This is a genomic window from Elusimicrobiaceae bacterium, assembly GCA_028700325.1.
In the GTDB taxonomy this organism is placed as follows: Bacteria; Elusimicrobiota; Elusimicrobia; order Elusimicrobiales; family Elusimicrobiaceae; genus JAQVSV01.
Genome location: JAQVSV010000010.1, coordinates 1 through 19,412 on the forward strand (window position 1 = coordinate 1; position 19,412 = coordinate 19,412).

11 protein-coding genes are annotated in these 19,412 nt (G+C 58.9%); all 11 read right to left on the reverse strand.

Annotated elements, in window-relative coordinates; translation table 11 throughout:
• A partial coding sequence (locus tag PHW69_02435) for a hypothetical protein (protein ID MDD4004043.1) occupies positions 1–1,182 on the reverse strand: 1,182 nt, incomplete at its 3' end.
• Entirely contained in the window at positions 1,179–2,783 is a 1,605-nt protein-coding gene (locus PHW69_02440; GenBank protein ID MDD4004044.1) for an NAD(P)/FAD-dependent oxidoreductase, read from the reverse strand. The genes PHW69_02435 and PHW69_02440, both read right to left, overlap by 4 nt.
• Positions 2,776–4,260, reverse strand: a complete 1,485-nt coding sequence (locus tag PHW69_02445) for a hypothetical protein (protein ID MDD4004045.1) — start codon at positions 4,258–4,260, stop codon at positions 2,776–2,778. Before PHW69_02445 ends, PHW69_02440 begins: the two co-directional genes overlap by 8 nt.
• Positions 4,247–5,692, reverse strand: a complete 1,446-nt coding sequence (locus tag PHW69_02450; protein ID MDD4004046.1) for a hypothetical protein — start codon at positions 5,690–5,692, stop codon at positions 4,247–4,249. The genes PHW69_02445 and PHW69_02450 overlap by 14 nt, the downstream gene beginning before the upstream one ends.
• A 507-nt stretch (positions 5,693–6,199) precedes the next feature.
• Positions 6,200–7,129, reverse strand: a complete 930-nt coding sequence (locus PHW69_02455) for a glycosyltransferase family 2 protein (GenBank protein MDD4004047.1) — start codon at positions 7,127–7,129, stop codon at positions 6,200–6,202.
• A gap of 216 nt (positions 7,130–7,345) precedes the next feature.
• Entirely contained in the window at positions 7,346–9,811 is a 2,466-nt protein-coding gene (locus PHW69_02460; GenBank protein MDD4004048.1) for a hypothetical protein, read from the reverse strand.
• Positions 9,812–10,518: 707 nt separating this feature from the next.
• Entirely contained in the window at positions 10,519–11,931 is a 1,413-nt protein-coding gene (locus PHW69_02465) for a hypothetical protein (GenBank protein MDD4004049.1), read from the reverse strand.
• A 548-nt stretch (positions 11,932–12,479) separates the two neighbouring features.
• Entirely contained in the window at positions 12,480–14,453 is a 1,974-nt protein-coding gene (locus PHW69_02470) for a hypothetical protein (GenBank protein MDD4004050.1), read from the reverse strand.
• A 125-nt stretch (positions 14,454–14,578) separates the two neighbouring features.
• Positions 14,579–16,396: a hypothetical protein gene (locus tag PHW69_02475; protein ID MDD4004051.1), complete on the reverse strand. Its 1,818-nt coding sequence runs from the start codon at positions 16,394–16,396 to the stop codon at positions 14,579–14,581.
• 57 nt (positions 16,397–16,453) lie between these two features.
• Positions 16,454–18,019, reverse strand: coding sequence for a hypothetical protein (locus PHW69_02480; protein MDD4004052.1), 1,566 nt, complete (start codon positions 18,017–18,019; stop codon positions 16,454–16,456).
• Positions 18,020–18,037: 18 nt separating this feature from the next.
• The gene (locus tag PHW69_02485) at positions 18,038–19,057 is read right to left on the reverse strand and encodes a hypothetical protein (protein MDD4004053.1); all 1,020 of its coding nucleotides are present in this window, start codon (positions 19,055–19,057) and stop codon (positions 18,038–18,040) included.
• Positions 19,058–19,412 lie beyond the last annotated feature (355 nt).

Sequence of the window (19,412 nt, forward strand, 5' to 3'; positions counted from 1 at the left end):
CCGCATCAGCGCGGCGACCCCGCCCGCGCCTGCGGCGAAAACAATAGCGAACACCGGATACAGGTACCGGGCGCGCACGGTGATAAGAGTGTACCCGGCGCAGTAAATGAACACGGCGAGCGCCAGATACAGATGCACCGGTTCGCTCCGCATTTGCCACTCCCTAATGCCCCGCGCCGCCAGCCAGCCGAGCGCGAGCAGCGAAAACAGCGACACCACTTCCAGAATCCAGACAGCGGACAGACTGTTATCCGCCACAAGTCTGAGCTGATGGGCCAGCCCTCCCGGCGAAAAAACCGACCAGCGGCGCACCGGGATGCGCGACGGATCTTCCCATACGCTTAACGCCTTCACGTCCTTCGGCGCGAACAGGCCCTCGTAATTCACCGGATGGCCCCGGTACCGCGGCCCCACAATCGCCGCGTTATACCCGCCCGTAGTGGAAAAGGTTACCGGCCCGTACTTGTAGCTTACCGCTATTATCCACGGCGCGGCCACAAAAAAGAACGTGAACAGGCCCGTCAGCCAGCGATTGAGCACCGTCGTCCGCATTTGCGGCAGCCGATAGTAACGGAGCGCGTTCACCACGGTGAAATGCGCCATAAAAAACGGCAGCGCATAGCTTTTTGAAAAAAACGCCAGCGCGCCGGCCAGTCCGCAGTAAACCGCGTAGCAGGGCCTGGCGATGTAATTGCGGTTCAGCGCCCACGCCAGATACCAGACCGTAAACACCGCCACCGCCAGATCGGGCGAAATAATATTGCAGAAATATGAATAAACAACTGGCATGAACGCATACAGGAACGTGGCGCGCGGCTTGCCGCCGCAGCCGGTCAGACCCAGCAGTCGGTGCAGCCCGGCCAGCAGCGCGCCGCCGCTTAACAGGCCGAACAGCTTGGCGGCGAGCAGCGGCTTTATGCCAGCCGCCATAAACGCCGCCAGCGCCCACGACAGCAGCGGCCCCCAGTACCCGTTCAGCGCGCCGCCGAAATCACCCTCCAGATAACGGCGGGCGATGCTGATATAAGAGATGCCGTCCGCGTCCACCTGCCACACGAACCACGGCAGCAGCGCCGCGCCCGCGGCGAAGTAAATGAACAGGATCCCCCGCAGCCGCCAGAACAGGCCCCGCCGTAACGCCGCCGCGCGCGCGGCGGGACCGGTTAAAATACCGGCTGTCAATTTTTTTTCTCCTCGTGGTATTCCTGTTCGGTGTTGACCGCCCAGATGTTTGACTTTCCGGCCACGCCCGCCATCATGTTTTCCGCGGCGGTCATGGCGGAAAGCATCGAGTGGTCCATATTATTGTAGCGGTGCATTCCGTTTCTGCCGATCAGGAAAAGATTGGCGATCCCGTCCGTGAACTCGCGGATCTCGCTGAACCGTTCGTAAGTGCCGTAGTATACCGGATAGGTTTTGCGCGACCGCACAATCGTGGAATCCAGAATATCGGCCCGGTCAGCCACGCCGATTTTTTCCAGTTCCCCGGCCGCGATCGCGCTTATTTCCCGGTCGGACAGCCGCCAGAAATCATCGCCCTCGTTGGCGAAAAACTCCGTGCCGAGCCACACATTGCCCGGCTCCGCCACGAGATAGGGGCTCCAGTTGTTGAAAATCTGGATGCGGCCCATAAGCACGTCGCGCTCCTGCACATAGATCCAGGTGTCGGGCAGAATGTCGTTCACCGTTTTTTCCGGCGACGTGTTTTTCATTTTCAGCCGCCTGAGCAGAAAACCCGCGGTCAGAAAATCCCGGTACTCAAGGCCGGCCGCCACTTCGCGCACGTTTTGCGGAACTCCGCTTTCGGGCATAGCCGCTATCAGCTCGCGCACCGGCATGGTTGAAACCACAAAATCGCCGCGCACTTCCGATTCCGTATTGGTTTCCAGATCCAGCACTTTAAGCCCCTCCGCCCGGCCGTTTTTCAGCAAAACTCCGGTAACGCGGCGGCGGTAGTGAAGCTCGCCGCCCTTTTCCAGCACCAGTTCGGCGGTGCGCTCCCACAGCTGGCCGGGCCCGTATTTGGGGTACAGATAGCGTTCGATAAGCGTGGTTTCCGTGTCTTTCTGGCGGATATCGCCGCCCGCCGCGCCGGCTGAAAATATTTTTTTCACCGCGTGCAGAAGCACCCCCATTATCGAAAGCCCTTTAACGCGCTGCGCGCCCCATTCGGGCTTTAGCTGGGAACAGGGCCGGCCCCATACTTTCCGGGTATAATCCTCGAAAAACGTGGCGTACAACTCGCGCCCGAACCGGTTGATGAAAAAATCCTCCAGCGAGTTCTCCGGCCTGATCGGGGCGGCCTTCGCGGCCATATAGCTGAGCCCGATTTTCACCATGCGGACCAGCCCCAGATTCCGCACCGTCTCCGCGCTCAGGGAAACCGGGTAGGTGTAAAATTTCCGCCCGAACAGTATATGCGAAACCCGGCGGCGGGCCAGCATGACGCCGTCGGTTTTTTCCGGATCCGCCGAACCGGCGGTTTTGCCCGCTGCGAACGATGTGAAAATATCACGCCCGAGCGCGAGGTCGTCGCACGCCGGAGCCGACTGCAACGGCAGGGTGTCGAGCCAGCGGTCCATCACCCGGTCGGACTTTGAAAAGAAACGATGCCCGCCTATATCTATGCGGTTGCCCTTGTAATTGACGGTTTTCGAGATCCCGCCGGGCTGGACGTCCGCTTCGAAAATCACGGGTTTTATATCGCTTCCGGCAAGCAGATCCAGCGCGCAGGTAAGCCCCGCGGGCCCCGCTCCGATGATAAGCGCAGTTTTTTTATTCATAAAACTCCTTTTTAAATCCCTCCGCAAAAGTATGCCGCGCCGCAATGAGCAGGCCGGCAAGCATGCCCGCCACCGCAACCGCGCGCAGCACGCGGATATAATCCAAAGCCCAGTCATACACTCCGCCGGAGAGGAAAACCGGTATATAAACCGGCGACAGCAACGCCAGTTCCGGCCGATGAAACCCGTAAGCCGGATTCAAAAACCAGTAATACGAAGTCGGCGCGAACAAAAGCGCGCCGCCCGCGCAGAAAACCGCCGGGCCGTACACCCCGAAAGCCGCGCGCCCGCGCCGGGAATAACCCAGGCCGAGCATAGCCGCCAGAACCGGCATAAGCGTGACGAAATGATATTCATATACCACGGCATAACTGGTGTAAAAACCCAGCAGCCCCAGCGCGCAGACTGTTATGACGCAGGCAAGCCGTTTTTCCGCGTTTTTAATAAAGTAACACCCGCCCGACAGAACCAGCATAAGATAAACCGGCAGCATATACACCCGCTGCGAAAGCGGCCGCCCGGCAAGATGCGCCAAAAACGCGGAGAGCGAAAAAAATTCCATATGTTCCGGTTCGAAAAAACCCGACCGCGACTTCATGTTCAGCCAGTGAATGGCGTTATCGCGCACGAACTCCATTTTGTAGGTATAGAAAACGATATCGCCGCTTTTTTCCGGCCGGAACAGGGTTTTGGGATCCAGCAGCGCGCTCACCAGCCCGTCAAACCCTATGCCCTGCGGATTCAGCCGCGGCAGCAGCACAAACAAAACCGACACCAGCGCATAAACCGCTCCTCCCCCAAGCAGCGTCGCGCGATAGCCGGGCACGGCAAACAGCGCGGGCAGGATCAGCAGCAGCACGGGCTTTGAAAACAGCGAAAGCAGTAACCCTGCCAGCAGAACTGGCCGCAGTTCATACCGCCCGATCCGCCAGTTCCAGCGCGCGGTTTTGACCAGCAGCAGATCCAGCAGGTCCGCCATGATCAGCGCGGCGGAAACGACGGTAAACACATGCATCTGCCCGCACCACAGCATCAGATAGGCCGCCGGAGAACACATCAGTATGAAATACCCGGCTTGCCGGGCGGCCGGATTATCCGTAAACCGCCCCAGCAGGCGGGCGCAGAAATAAAGCAGTGTCCCCGACAGCGCGACAAACGCCGCATAGCCTGTCCACGGCTTAAAAAGCGAAAGCGGCCCGCCCAGCCACACCGCTAGCGCCGGATGGTACGGATACCACGAGGCGTACGGCCCGTACTGCCCGTCCGGCGTGGCGAAAACACTGACGCCCCGGCAGAGATTGACGAACGCGCGCGGCACGGAAAAATAATCAAACGCCAGCCGCCCGTGCCATGTCGTAACAAAGAACCGGTCCAGAAACCCGAATTGCAGCGACAACAGCATCACGGCGAAACAAGCCGCCGTGACAAACGGCAGAACACGCGCCAGCCGGGCTTCAAAACGGTCAGGAGCCGGCATCAGCCCTCCGCGCAAGTCCGCGAAAAACACAGTCTGCGGCGCAGACCGCCGCCGCTCCGAACATCACGCACGCCGGCAGCACCCGGAACGCGCGGATCCAGCCCAAAGCCCAGCCATAAATATTTTCCGACAGGCCTATGCTGATAAACGGATCCTTAAACGCCGCCGCCGCGGCCGTATGATGCACCAGCCCCGTATGCCTGAACAGAAAATACGGGGTAGGCGCGTACAAAAGCGCGCCCGCGCAGCAAAACAACACAAGCGCACCGCGCTCCGCTCCACCGGCGGAGCGGTGTTTCAGCCACGCCGCCGCTATCAGCGGCAGCGCCACCGCGTAATGATATTCGTAAACCGCTTCATAAGACAGAAAGAACGCCAGCACAAACATCGCCGTACACCAAAACGCGCAGCGGGCCGCGTCGGCCCGGCCTTTGACAAAATAAACCGGCCCCGCCAGCGCCGCCGCCAGCAGCACCGGCGTTTTCGCCAGCCAGCCTTTGACTCCAACCCCCAGCGCGCCGATAAAAGCCGGCAGGGAAAAAACCTCGAAATTATACCGTTCGCTCACGCCTGACCGCATTTTCATGTTCAGCCAGTGGATGGCGTTGTCGTTGACAAATTCCGGTTTGTAGGAGGAGATAGTGATTCCCCTGTATAATTCGGTTCTGAATATATGGTCCGGGTTGAGCAGGACATCCACCAGCCGGTCCAGCCCCGCGCTTTGAGGATTGAGCCACGGCACCGCCAGAAACAGCGCCGAAACAAACGCATAGAGCCCGACGGCAAGTACAATTGTGCGGCGGCATTGCCGGACCGCAAAAAACGCCAGCAGCGCGGGCAAAAGCACCGGCTTGGAAAACAGGGAAATCAAAATCCCGGCCAGCAGTTTGCCGCGAAACCTGCGCTCCGCGGCGGGCGGACCGGCCTCGATTTCCGCCAGATCAGCCAGCGTAAGCGTGACTGCCAATACCGCCAGCACCTGCAGCTGCCCTGCCCACAGCATGAGATATACAGCCGGCGAACACAGCACTAGAACATAACACGCCGCCCGCCGGACAGGACTGCCCTCCCGCCGGCCCAGCAAATACCCGCAATAAACCAGCAGCCCGGCCGACAGCGCCACAAAAACCGCATAAGCAACCCACGGCGAAAACAGCGACAGCCAGCTCCCGGCCAGAAGCGATACCGCCGGATGGTACGGAAACCAGGAAGCATACGGCCCGTAATCACCCGCGCGGGTAAAGTAAATGCTTGCGCCGTGCGCGAGGTTTATAAACGAACGCGGGATTGAAAAAAAATCGAACCCCAGCCGGCCATGCCAGGTACCCGGCAGAAAAACATCGAGGAACCGCAATTTAAGCGACAACAGCATCACGACGGTATAAACCGCCGTGATCAGGCCGAGAAGATTTACTTTGGTAATATTTTTCATTGCGCGATAATGTTTATATTATAGTTATTTGACGCTTTCGCCGCTATCCGGGGATGCAGGGCCATTTGCACAAGGCAGCTCCGCTCTGCATATCCGGCGCTTTCGCCGCCGTCAAGAACGCGGAGCGGATCCGGCCGCCCGTCCCCTGCGGCAGAAATACTCCGCAGCGTGATGGACCGCTCCCCGCATAAGCCGGCCCCGCCGCCTCACGCCGCCGTTTACCCCGCCAGGCAAAGCTATGCTGTTCAAGCTCATGTGCCGCGCCGCCGGCCCGCCGGCAATACTTGCGGTTCTCCGGCCCGGAGCCTGTATGCTGACTGCGCAAACGACGTGCCCGCCGCAGACGGCGCGCATCGTGCGCGACCGGATTATGCTGATTGCAAAAAACGCCGGTTCTGCATCATGCAGAACCGGCGTTTGAAATTAAACTGCCCGGCTGGCCTCTGACCTGCCAGCAGTGATTACGGTTTGCCGGCGCACGGGACTGGATGTATAAAATCCGGCGGGCTAGAAGTTGATCCGCTCCTTGACCACCACCAGAGGACGGCGCAGCACCTGCGTGTGTATCTCGCCTATATACTCGCCGATTATGCCTATAAAAATCAGCTGCACCGACGAGAAAAAGAAAATGCCTATAATCATCGGCGCCATGCCTACGCTGAACGAATACCAGAACACCAGTTTATACAGCAGATAGACCGCCGCCATGAAAAGGCTCAGCCCCGCCGTGATAAACCCCACGAAAACCGCCAGCCGCAGCGGAATGCGGGAGTAATTGGTAATGCCCAGCATCGCCATGTCATAAAGCGTATAGAAATTATTTTTTGTGAGCCCGAACTTGCGCGCCGGCTGGCCGTATTCGATCAGCGCGGGCGGAAACCCGATCTCGGCTATCAGGCCCCGGAAATACGGGTAAGGGTCGTTAATATCGCGCAGGATTTTTATTACAGACCGGTCATACAGCCCGAACCCGGTGAAATTCTCGATCTGCGGCACATGCGACAGCGCGTTGATGATTTTGTAGTACATCCGCCGGACTAAAAACATCAGCCCGTTTTCCTCGCTGGATTTCTTCACGCCGCATACGATTTTGAAACCCTCTTCCCATTTCTTCAAAAACTCCACGATCAGTTCCGGCGGATCCTGCAGATCAGCCACCAGCGAAACAACCGCGTCGCCCTGAGCGTTTATGATCGCGTAGCTGGGCGAGCGGATATGCCCGAAGTTGCGCGCGTTGACGATTACCTTTACCCGCCTGTCGCCCGCGGCGAGTTCGCGCAGAACGGCCACCGTATTGTCTTCCGATGCGTTGTCTATGAAGATATGCTCGTACTCATATTGCGGCAGGCCGGCAAAAACCCGTTTCACCCGGCGGTACACCTCTCGCACGTTCTCTTCTTCGTTATATGTTGCGCAGACAATGCTTACAGTTTTCATAAACAAAAGTATACAAAATTGCAGGCCGCAGGACAGAACGGCCATCCTGATTACGCGGGATTGCATGCTCCATCCACCTGCTTGAGCTATGCCAGGCCGGCAAGCATCATGCCGTGCCGACCGGGCGCCGGACTTTTGTGCCCGGAATGTATAAAAAAAAGCCCCCTTTCTCAGGGGGCTTTTTATCAGGCCGGAACGGATTCAACCGGTTCGGCTTCAACTCTTGTATCTGCAGGTCAGTCCTATCTTGGCGCGCACTTCGGCGGAAAGCATTTTACAGGTCGTATTGAGTTTGCCGTTTAATCCGGTCGCCACCGATGTTTCGGCCTCGATTTTCTTGTTAAAAGCGCCGGACTCGATGCGCCGACCTTCCCTCACAAGCCCTTTCATAAACAGCAGCGTGGGCTCCTTGGTTTTATCCTGAATCTGCGTCAGCATCGTGGGATAATCGGCTTTCATCGGCAGAATATTGACCAGCCCGCCCTTGCCGAAAAGCACATTGTTGGCGGCCTGCTCGGTGCCATCCACATAATTGACGCAGCCGATAAGCGAGCTGCATTCCTTGGACGCAACATCCTCGGCCGTGAGAATATTAAACGCCGCTTCCATGGTTTCCGCGGTGGGATTGGCCTGCAGTTCGGTCAGCTTGGCTGAAACGTCGGCAAGCTTGGCGGAGAATTCCTCGTTACGCTGCTCTAGTTTCGTTTTCGAAGTGGTCACGTTATCAATCAGCAGCTGCTGCTCGTTGAGGATCCTGGCCTCCAGATCCTGCTGGGCCGCCGTCTTCGCCAGCTGGATCTGCCGGTTGATAGCGCCTACCTCGCCGGATAAGAAAGTATAGGCGTTGACCACATTATTGCCGCTGGTGGAAATGGAAATGGTTTCCAGGTAATCCTTGTTCCGATCAAGCGTGCCGGCGAAAGAATCGCCGTTGGCGTTAACTTTCTCGTATTTGGCGATCAGCTTGGTTTCCGACTCGGTCATCTTGGGAATAGCCGTATCCTGCCAGCCCTTTATGCCGGTCCCGACTTCTTCGATCTCTTTGGTAAGGCCCTTGCTGGCATTGGTGTATTTGTTCACAACCGACTTGGACTGCGACACAAACGGCCGCACCGCCGCAACTTTCTGTGACGGATCCGTCGCAGCCTGCATCCCCGTCAGCGCCGTCTGCTTGCTGGCCGACAAAGTGGTTCTGTCGCCCGGAGCATTTTCCCGCAGCTGTTTCACTATCTCCTGCGCCGCGCCGGTGTAGGTGCCGGTATCGGGCGTGATATCGTCATCGTCATTGTCATTATCATCATTGCCGCCCGGCGAAGGTTTGGGGTTAAGTTCGGACTCAGGAACAACCGAACCGCGGCGTTCCTTGCACGACTTCTTAAACTCGCCGATTTTTTTATCGTCGCTCATTTTGCGGATAGCGTCATCTATTGTTATAAGGTTGCCGTCCGGCCCTTTGCAGACCAGCCATTTCGGTTTATCATTGGCGTCTTCAGGATTGAGAATATCTTTGACAAAATCAGTGATTTTCTCCGCAACGGGGGTCGCCGCCGCGGTGATCATCATCTGTGGCAACTGGACAGACAGGAACTGTTCCATGGCGAGTTTGTTCTGCACTTTGGCCTGCTTGGCCATAAACTCCAGTTCCAGTTCCTTTTCAGCGCGTTTCTCGGCCATTTTCTGGGCCGTGGACTGCTGCCGGCTTACCGTGGTTTTGCTGCCGGAACCGCTTGCGCTGCCCGCCTTCTTTGCGGATTTGCCGCCGCCGCCCAGCGAACTGCCGGACAAACCGCCGGTGTAACTTGACGCCTTGGAAGCCTTGTCGGCCGCGGCCGTGGCAGATCCGGCGTTCATTATATCGGCGACGTCGTTTGACTGGGCTTTCAGCGCCTCATACGCGTCGGCGCTGCTTTTGTTGCTGCGGGAAGAAGTGCCGGAAAACCCTTTCATCGCGATCGGGTTGACCATATCCGACGACGCGATCTTCGACGGCGCGCTGCCGGCCGTGCCGGTTATTTTTCCGTTGTTGATCTGGCCGGTGATTCCACCGCTGCCGCCGGCGCTCACCGCGCCCAGCCCGCGCACCGCACCGTTAAGGCGCGGAATATTCGGCGCGGATATCACTTCCGAAACCGCCTGCGCCGCCATGGGGGCCGCCGCGGTTATGGTATCGCGGAAATCGCGAGTGTCCTGCGGAGGAGGCGTATACTCGGGCGCGCTCGCTTCGGGTTCCGGTTTCTTTTCCTCCTGTCCGAGAATCAGCGAAAGCGGATCCCGCACGCTTAACGGAGTGATCGTTTCGCCTCCGATTCCGGTGCCGCCCGGCGCAAATCCGTTCAAGCCCGGCTCAAACAGTTCCCCGCCTGCCTTTGACGCGTAAAACCCCGGCTTGCCCGCGCCGCCGCTGTCTTCCGCGCTGCCGGACGACATGTAATGCGCACTTATCGGCAAGACCGCCACCGTGGCCAGCCCCGCCAGCAGAAGACTCAGGTCTTTGGTTGAAAGTTTTTTAACCCGGCCCAGCATGCCCGCCAGATTGAACTTCCCCCCGAACTTGCTGCCGGTTGACGAAGACGTGCTTTTCAGTTTCGGTATCTTCGCAAGAATGGATTCCGTCCTGCGCGTTGATTTTTTCGCCTCGCTCTTCTTGCGGACATTGAGCATGCTGCCCTCTGTGTTTCCCACAAGGCTTATCGGCGGCAAACTTTGATCGGTGCTTTTTATCTTGCGCTTTAACATAACCCCTCCCGCGCCCTATCGCGTGCCCTTTCGCATCCGAACCACACTGCCACGCGTTTTCGATTAATTTATGCGCCGGCAAGACGGAAATATTTTTCCCTGACATTCCTGCCGGACGCGAAACCCTGACGCAACACGCTAAACCTATATATGACAGTCCTGCCCGCGAGCAGACCTCATATAACTGCAATAGTCATTCCCGTCACACTCTGTATTGCGCCCTACAGTGGAGTCTACAACTAATGGGGAAGGGCGGCAAGGGACAGTGGGCCTATGCCCTCATAGGCCCTAAGGCCTATATTCATCCGCGCAAATACCAGCAATCCCTGCCGTGCCTGCATCCGGCGCCGGCGGAGCTTCACGCGCTTTTGCCGGCGCACATGATGCGGACAGCCAGCACCCCGGCCAATAGCAAAGCGACACGGACAATTCCCGCCACGACTTTTTGTGCGGATGATGACTCTGCCCGGCTGCGATTCTCCCTCTTCATTATTCCAACGCACCGGCTGAAATCCGATCCGGCAAGCGCAGCAAGGCCAATACGCAATGCCGCTTTCATCACACCGACAAGCGCAACCAAACCACCGCGTTCCGCAAAAACAACGTGCAAAAACCCGGAACGGCATGCAGCAAGGCAGGATTGAAATTGCAGGTCAGGGTTCGGGGTCCGCGGTATAACCCCGTTCCGGTTGGGGAGAAGAGGCGAACCCCGACAGGATATCAGAAGACGCCGCGGGAGCCGGAAGCAGCGCAGTCCTGAGGCTTTCTTCCGCGATTGATTTAAGCGCTTCTATATAAGCCGGTTCCACTATCAGCTGCGGTTGCCGGACCAGCGCGACCGTGCCGCCGCTCAGAAAAATTCCGGCGCCCAAAAGCGCCGCGCCCGCTAGCGAAAAAAACGGCGCGGACAAACCGGACAGGCTTAACGCCAGCAACGCCGCGCCGACAGCAATAGCCAGCGCGCCGGCTGAAAATTTCATTCCGCACAACATCCTGCTCTCGGGTTTTTTTGACAGCATCGAATATGCCGAACAGGAAACCGACAGCCCGCCGGACAGGCACGCCCGCGCAACCTCCTGCGCATGCTCGTTGCGTTCGGCGCAAAGTTTATTGAGCCGGGCGATTCCGGCGTTCCACGACAGCAGGCTTTCTCCGCAGCAGGAAGGTTCCCTGCCGAGCATTTCCGCGATTATGGAAATTTCGGTATCAATGCCGGAAATCACGGCGTTATGTTTTACGGAAGCGGCATCACATGTTTTGCCAAGCTCGCCGCCATCCCCCCGGTCGGCAAAATACTGGCCGGAACCGGACGCAGCCAGCTGATTTTCAGTCATCAGAACCGGCACGGTATAGTTCATCTTGACATCCGGCGTTTTTTCGCCGTCAAATCCGGAAGACCGGGCTGTTGTTATAGCTCCGGCGCCTTTCTTGGGCGCGGCGGAGGTGGCGGCATAGCTTTTGGTCAGCTGCCGCAGGTTGTCAAGCCTCAGCTTGCTGTTTCTGAGAACGGCGCGCTGATACATGAAAGTCTGCTGCATGTTCGGCGAAACGGGCACTTTGGTCACCGGGCCTTTCCGGCCGGCCTCTTTAACCTCCGGCATTTCGTAAGCCGTCTGCCGGAGAACCCGGTCGGCCGTGCCGCCGGAAGCGCGGGCCCGGCCGTCCGCGGGCAAAATCACTGTCGTCCCTTTCCTTCGCAAAAACGACACGGCGGGACTTGGCGGGCCTTTGCTTTTCTGAAACCCTGCCAGCGGCAGCCCCGAAACACGATCCTTGAGCGCCTCCCGCAACATCCGCGCGCCGCCAACCACAGGCAGATTGGCGCGCTGAACCGCGCCCATGGTTGATTCCGTCTGACGGAGCTGCCGTTTAGGAATATCGGTCATCATCGCGCGGCTCTGGTCAGGCGCAAAAAACCGCTGCGTCACGCCGGAAAACGCGAGTCCGGCAAATATCGCCGCGCCCAGCGCGAAAAACGTCGCCAGCTGCCTTTTTTGCGTGCCGAACAGAATCAGAAAAAAATTCCGGTGTTTCCACCCGCCACGGCCAGAAAATTCGTTTGCCATATCCGCTCCGCCATCGTCGCCGGGACTACCCCCGTTTTTCACATATCAGGCGCGAGTCAGGCGTTACCTGATTCCACCGCCCGCAAAGATCAACCGCGCGCTCCCCGGCCCGCCACAAGACAATTTTACATTATTTAAAGTGCGCGAAATGCGCTTTCCGGTTTTTCAGGCCGCAGGACTCCACTCCGGCGGCATGAACTTCCCCCGGCTGTGCCATTGGCCTGCCGGCTGTTATTACGCTTTACCGGCAAGCCGGGGGGGTTCTTTTGCTCCAGACTTCATTTGCCCCGCTTGCGCAGGGTTACACACTCCAGCCCCTGCTTGAGTTATGCCATATTGGCAGTCATTATGCCGTGCCGGCCAGCGCCGGGTTTTTGTGTGCGGAATTTATAAACAGCAACCGCCATTGCCGTCAGAAAAAAACCTGGCGATAAAAAAAGCTTGTCCGGAGCGGACATTCTTATCCGCCCCGGACAAACCGACCTCCCGTCCCTATCCAGCCAACCCGTTACCGCCCGGCGCCGCAGGGACCTTCCCCCGGAAACCGATCAGGAAAGAAAGAGCAATAACAAATTCCAGGCTATCCGCAGCGCATCCATAACAAGGCCCAAGAAACTGTCTCCGTCGGAAGCCGCCTGCACGGCCGCGGCAATCTTTGACACCATGGTGCTTTCCGTCAGCTGGCCCTGCTGATACTTTAACTGCCCGGCTATCGTATACAGCTGGCGCGCTATATCCCTGAGATCACGCCTCAACTCGGCAATCCGCCTGATTATCGGAGTCGGATCAACATCATCCGGAAGAGCCGCTAAAATAGCTTCCAATATAACAATCTGGACGATGTCGCTTAACGCACGCCAGGCAAGACTGTTAGCCAACCGCAATGATTCTATCCACGGCGCAGATATATGCGCCCCGTCATTGCCCGGAGGCACTCCGCCCACCACCGCTGATTTGTCGAAGTCATCATCAAGCTCGAACGGCGTATCGCCAATAACGTCGCCGGAGGTTTCCTGCCCGGCAAAACAATCTTCGGCACCCTGCCTGACAGATTCAAGACTGCTGGTATCAATATTCGCGCATTTGTCCGCAACACATGCCGCCTGAGCCAGCGCGCCTTCCCCCTCGCATGTCGTATCGGTTTGCTGAACGGGCACCGGTGTCGGATCCTTCTCCTTTGGAACTTCAGGCATGATAATCGGAACTATCTCGGAATCGGTTCCGGTTCCGGTGTTGGTGTCGGTCCAGGTATTGGTCAAAGTATCAGTCCAAGTATTGGTATTGGTGCCGGTGTTGGTATCCGTACCGGTATCCGTACCGGTATTCGTGCCGGTATTCGTGCCGGTGTTGGTATTGGTGCCGGTATCCGTGCCGGTATTGGTATCAGTTCCACCGCCACCTCCGCCGCCACCACCTCCGCCACCGTCGTCACCACCTCCGCCGCCGCCACCTCCGCCATTGTCACCGCCGCCGCTTCCGCCGCCATTGCCGCCACCGCTGCCATCGTCATCGCCATCTGACCCGCCGGATCCGCCATTTGCTCCATCGGAACCGTCGGAACCGTTCGATCCGTCAGAACCACTCCCTGAAGAACTGCCGCCCGAGATACCGCTATGGCCGCCGCCACCCACTCTCCCGCTCACCGCACCCGACCCGCCTGACCCGCCGGGGCCTACGCGTCTGGAAGCGCCCCCGCCGCCTGGAATAGGCATGATAATGGAGTCCGGATTTACCACTATGGGCCCCACCGATGCGTCTTGTGAAGGATTCCCGCTGATATCGTTGCTAAGATTGACGCTGCCGCCGCTTCCCCCGCCGCCCGTAAATCTGCCGGAAGTGCTGTTGCCCGAACCCAGCACATCGCTGTTCATCCGGGCCAGCATGCCGAGCGAATTGGCTCCGGTTCCTGTACGGCCATTGCTTTGCTGTGCGATATCGTCCAGCAGTTTGTCCCGGCCGCCAGTTTCGGATAAACCGCCTTTGCCATCCCTGCCGGAACCATCGCCGTTGTTATAACCGCGCCCGCTTCGGCGCGACAGCCAGTTCTCATCTTCAATTTCGCCATTGCCGTTAAGCCGGGCGGTGAACCGCGTTTTCTTCAATTCGTTCGCCCAATAGCCCATATTGCCGGGTATTCTGAGCGCCGCCAGCCCGCCCGGAGAATTGGGATCGGTCCCGGTCAGCACAGCCCCTATCACCGCCAATACTACCGCCGCCATCAGTAATCCCAGCAGCGCGCCCAGTTTCCGCCCCAAAAGAGAGCCGAGCCGGACTCCGAGCATCCGCTCAAGCCCGCCAAAACCGAATAGCGAAGACAGCATTTCACCCAGAAACTTCGCCGGCGCCGAGAACAGCCGGCTCAGCCAGCCGCCCGCTGACCCCAGCCCTGACCCCGCAAAGGAACCACCCGTTCCGCCGCTGCCAAACAGCACAGGCGGAAGCTTTTTCTTTTCTTTGTCTTCCTCTTTTTTATCCGGCACACGCGAGGTATAAAGATGCGAAGTATCGTTATCTCTTTCCATATGGCCGCCCGCCTTAAATAGCATATCCGTCCCGCCGGAGAGAGCTGCCATGCAAACCTGCCACGCGGCAACTTCCCTCTCCGGCGGAACCGGACTAAAACAACTTACCTGCCTGCATCACCTAATCAAAGCAAATATCCGCTTTCCCGTAAGATCTTCAAATCCTCTTCACTTTGTTCAAAGTACTTGCTCGCATTTGCATCAACCTTGGTATCAGTGCTGGTAGCAATACTGGTTGGAGCGACGGTATCAACAGCGGTATTCACGTCAGAGGCTGTGCCTGTGTCGGCAATAATACCGAGCGATTCAAGCTTTTCCGAGAATGAAGAGCTCCCGGTGCCCGAACTCATGAACAGGCCGGCCGCACCCACGGCAAGCGCCAAAAACCCTATAATCATACCTGCTGCGACAGCACCACCAGTCCCGAAAAACGCAAGGCCCGTGCCAATGGCAAGTATGGCACCGCACCCTATGACTAACGAACCCAGCAATGCCTGACCCTGTTCCGCTATAATCAACGCCCCTGTAACCGCCAGAATACCGATACAAACAGCCAGGCCGGCCAAAATAGCAAGAACAGCCGCCGCGGCCGCGGGAGCTAACGGACCCGCCGGCAACAGCAACGCCGCAGCCGACAAAGCTATCAGCAATGCCGAACCGATGGCAAGCGTCGTCGCCGCTGTTTTCAGATAACTGTCAAGCGGGCTGGCGACTTCTTCGGTAGTGGTGACATTCGGAGTCTGCGTACTTGTCGTGGTGCCATCCGAGGTCGTAGCAGCGGTAGGCGTGACGGTATTGATAGTAGTATCGGCTTTGGTAGACTCGGGTATATTCCCGGTTCCGCCGGAATTTCCATCGCTGTTGTTTGCGCCGGGAATCACAGGATCGTTGCTGTCAATCGAACCGCTGGGCGCATTGCCCCCGTCCCAGGCAACATCCCCCGTACCTTTTTTGGCCATTGCGTCACTGCTGACTTTTGCCGCGCCCATATGCTCCTGCACCGCATTGGCCTGAGAAATCGCGCCGCGCGAATTGCGGGTGGGAGTTTTTACGCCGCCGCGCGAAGTCGCTTTCCGTCCGCCGATGCCGGTCGCTTTGCCGAACGTCGGCTTCTGGAATGAAGCCATCAGGTTGGACATGCCGCTGTCAGCGCCGCCGGAGCCGGGCTTGGCCGTGCCAAGCGAGCCGGAGGAGGAACTGCCTCCGCCGGACGCGCTTCCCAGTCCGCTGAGCGCACCCATGCCGCTGCCGCCCGCGCCAGCGCCGCCGCCCGCGCCATTAAGCAGGTTTCCCAGCCCGTCCGCGGCCGCATTCGCGCCCGCAACTTTAGGATCAGCCGCTCCGGCATCCGCGTCCGAAGTTTCAGCTTCGGAAAGGGTTTCAGCGTCAGCGTCCTCATCAAGGTTGCTTTCTTCGCCGTTGCCGGATTTCCGGGCGTTGGCGTCAGAAAACATCGCAAGGGAACTCTGCCCCGCGCCGGACCGTTTCTCGCGCGAGCCGGACGAATAGTCGTCGCCCCTGGCGAAATTGACAAGCGAGGGTGACCTGAGCGCGCTGTTGCCTTTGCTGTCTTTCACCATATAGGCTCCGCCGAGCGCAAGCAGACCCGCCGAAAGAGCCAGCGCGGCGCCAATGGCAAGTTTGGAGCCGAACAGCGAGGCCATGAACCCGCCGGAGCCGCCAAAACCGCTGCCGAACAGGCCGGTTACAGCCCGGCCGAACAGCCCGCCGCTGCCGCCCATGCCGCCGCCGAGCAGCCCGCCTCCGCCCGAGCCTTCAAGCGCGGTGCCCGTAAGCGACGCGCCGTTTTTGCCGCCCATAAGCCAGGGAGGCAACAGTTTTTTCTTCTTCTCCTCCTGCTGATCGGGAGAAGTGACTTTCAGTTCAACCGTCGCGCGCTTGATTTGCGGCCCGGTGATTTTGCTGGTATCATTATCTTTCATAACATTCCCCTATTACGGCTCGGCGACACAGAATAAATACTGAAAAACAGCATCCCGTCATCCCAACAATTTATAAGTGGTATTGCCAATGATATTCCCGCTTGAGTCCAGCACGTCGGCAACCATTTCGCCGGTATTGGAAGCCGAAGCCGCCGCTTCGCCGGCGGCCGGGCCGGGAGGCAGCGCAAGCTGCGCGCTCCTGCCGCCGTCAGTCAGCGCAAGCTGACCGCTCGTCGTGTTTGCCGCGGGAGCCGCGGTTTGCGCGACAGCCTGCCCGGAACCGGCGTTTTCAAGAGCCGTCATCGTTTTGGCGGCTGCTGCGGTTTCCGCCTCTATCTTCTGCTGGTCCAGCTGGGTTTCATAACCGACCATGGCCTTATAGGCGGAGAAAGTCGTTATACCGCCTATTGCCGTGAGCATAAGGCCCTGCACAAGCTGGCCCTGCGTAGTCATGATCAGAATACCTAAAAGGGTCATCACCGCGGCGCAGGCAAGCGCTATTTTCGCCAGTATGATCGCGGTGGGAAGCGAAGCCGGAGTTTTGGCCAGCTTGCTCGCGATAAAAAGCAGCAGCATGGAAGCCACCATCAGCGCGTAGGAAGCGATTTCTATCCATTTCCAGGGGGAATCATTCTCTTCGGCTTCCGTTGTTTCGGGCGTGGCGGTGGAACCGGCAGGATTGCCGAGATTGATGGAATCCTTCGGATTAAGAGCGGGGTCGGATGACCCGGACCCGCTGGACATGCCCGCCCCGTTGGGATTTACTTCGCCGCTTTTTCCGCTGTTTTCATAGGCGTCCACCAGCGCGCCGCGCCGGGAATCAGCCGAGGGCCCGCCGCCGCTTAAAGTAGCGTTCACCGCCGCCGCCTGATTGCGCGCGCCGGACAGCGAACTGGTTTTCCGGCTGGAACCTGACAGTCCGGCACGGGCCGCGCTCTTCAGCCCGTTCGCGGAGCCGGTTCTCACGGCTCCCTCGGACAAACCGCCGGCCGCGCCGGACCGCTGCCCCAAAGCCGAAGACGAACCGCCGCCGCTCGTGCTGCTTCCGCCGGAACCGCTCCCTACCCCCGCAACGGCGGACAGCCGCGGAATAACAGCCGCGGGCGCTTCAGCCGCCGCGTCGGCTTTCATCTCCTCGCTTTCGGCGGAAGAAGCCTGCTCTTCCGCTCCGGCCGCCCCGGCCGGAGCGTCTTCGGAAAAAACTTCGTCGCCCTGCTGTCCTTCTTTAAGATAATCAAGCGAGGACCGGCTGTCCACCACATTCGACTTTGCGGCACGGTTGCTCTCCGCGTCGCTTACCAGCGCGTCATAATAAGGATCGCTGAAAAGGCTGTGCGCCTCCGCGCCGGGAGAATTGTTGCTCATCACGTTATACACCAGACCCGCTCCGGCAACCAGCGTCATCCCGCCTACCGCCAGCCCCGCAATACCGGCCTTTGTCCCCAGCAAAGCGGACAGAACTCCCCCTGAAGAGCTTCCTCCGAACAAGCTTCCGGCCGACGCCGGCACGGCTTCCCCGCCCGCCCCCACCGCGCCGTTTCCGCGCAGCAGGCGGGAAAGGTAAGGGATCAGCCCTTTTCTTTCTTTCTTGTCCTGCGCCTGTTCTATATTCGGCATCATCATAACCTTGCTCCGGACACTTCAAAATTTAAGGCTGGACGACAAATTTGAAAATATTATGGAAGCCACCGTCACTCCCATCGAACCGAAAAGCGCGCCCATAGCCACTGTCAGGCCGATCTGCAAAAGCATCTTCATCATCTGGGTTTTCGTATCCTCTTCGGAAGTGGATTCCTCGGTGGCCTCGGGAACGGTTGGATAGGTGATAGTCCTCACATTGCCCGTGGTGTCGTGATTGGTATTCAAACGGTCAGCACCCAGATCAGGCAGACGACTGATCCCGGATTTTACAACCTCCACCCCGTCCATTGACACTTTAAGTTTGGGCGAACTGTCGCCAAACGCCGCGCCGGCGGCGGCAGCCATGGAAGCGACATTGCCGCTCTGGGCGGCGGCCGCGCTTAGCTGCACGGTCTTTTCAAGAGAGGACAGCGAGCGGTTGCCCGTGCCGGAACCGGCCGGCCCGCCCATTGAACCCGACCCGACGGTCCCGCCGGGCGAAAACGCGCTTTTCTGGCTGGCCGAGGCGGTAACGCCTTTTGAGGCGCCCGCGCTGCCACTGCTGCTGCCGCCTCCGCCACCGCTCAAACCGCTGGACATGGCCTGCAGCTTGGCCTGCAATGCGGCCGCCAGGCCGCCCGCGCTGTAGTCAGCCGAAGCGCTTTTGCTGCTGCGCGGCGCGGACACTCCGCGCCCGCCCGAAGAAGCCGCCGCACCGGCTGACGCGCTGGCCGAGCTTGCTCCGACCCCGTTATATTGGAACATCAGCCCTTCGTCGCCGGTGGGCATATACAGGCGCGAGGAAGCCGAGTCGCCGTTCTCGCCGTCAATCGCTCCGCCCGGCGCAAGGCCTTCATACACGCTGTCCCACGATTTCATGCTGGCGACCGCGCCTTTCGACTTCCCGCCATTATAATAATCGCTGGTGGCGGTATTTGTAAGCATCGGATAAGAGATCCACAGCCCTGACAGGAACAGCAATATGCCGCCGATAACGGCATATTGTTTAGCCTGATTCCTTGTCTGGGTTGCGAAATTCATAACTCCCCCGCTGACATAAAAAACCAATCCGCGCTCAGGGACCCAGCCGCTGCCTGCTCCCTGAAGAGCTTTGATGCCTGTTCCGGTTTTCAAAAAACAAACGGCGCATCCTTTCTCGCCGGGCGAATAAATGCTTCCGTATTGCTATTCGCCCCCGCAGGATACACGCCTAGTCTAACCCGGCGACCGCGGTTTGTCAAGACCCAAAAGCCCTCAAAACGCCTTCTCAAACCCGTCGGGCCGAACACTGTTCCCGGTCAACGAAATCCGGCCCGGCAACATTTGACACAAACTTCCCGGATAATGCGCTTTGAGCGGGCCGGCCCGGTTCTACCGGGCCGGCCCGCCATGCACA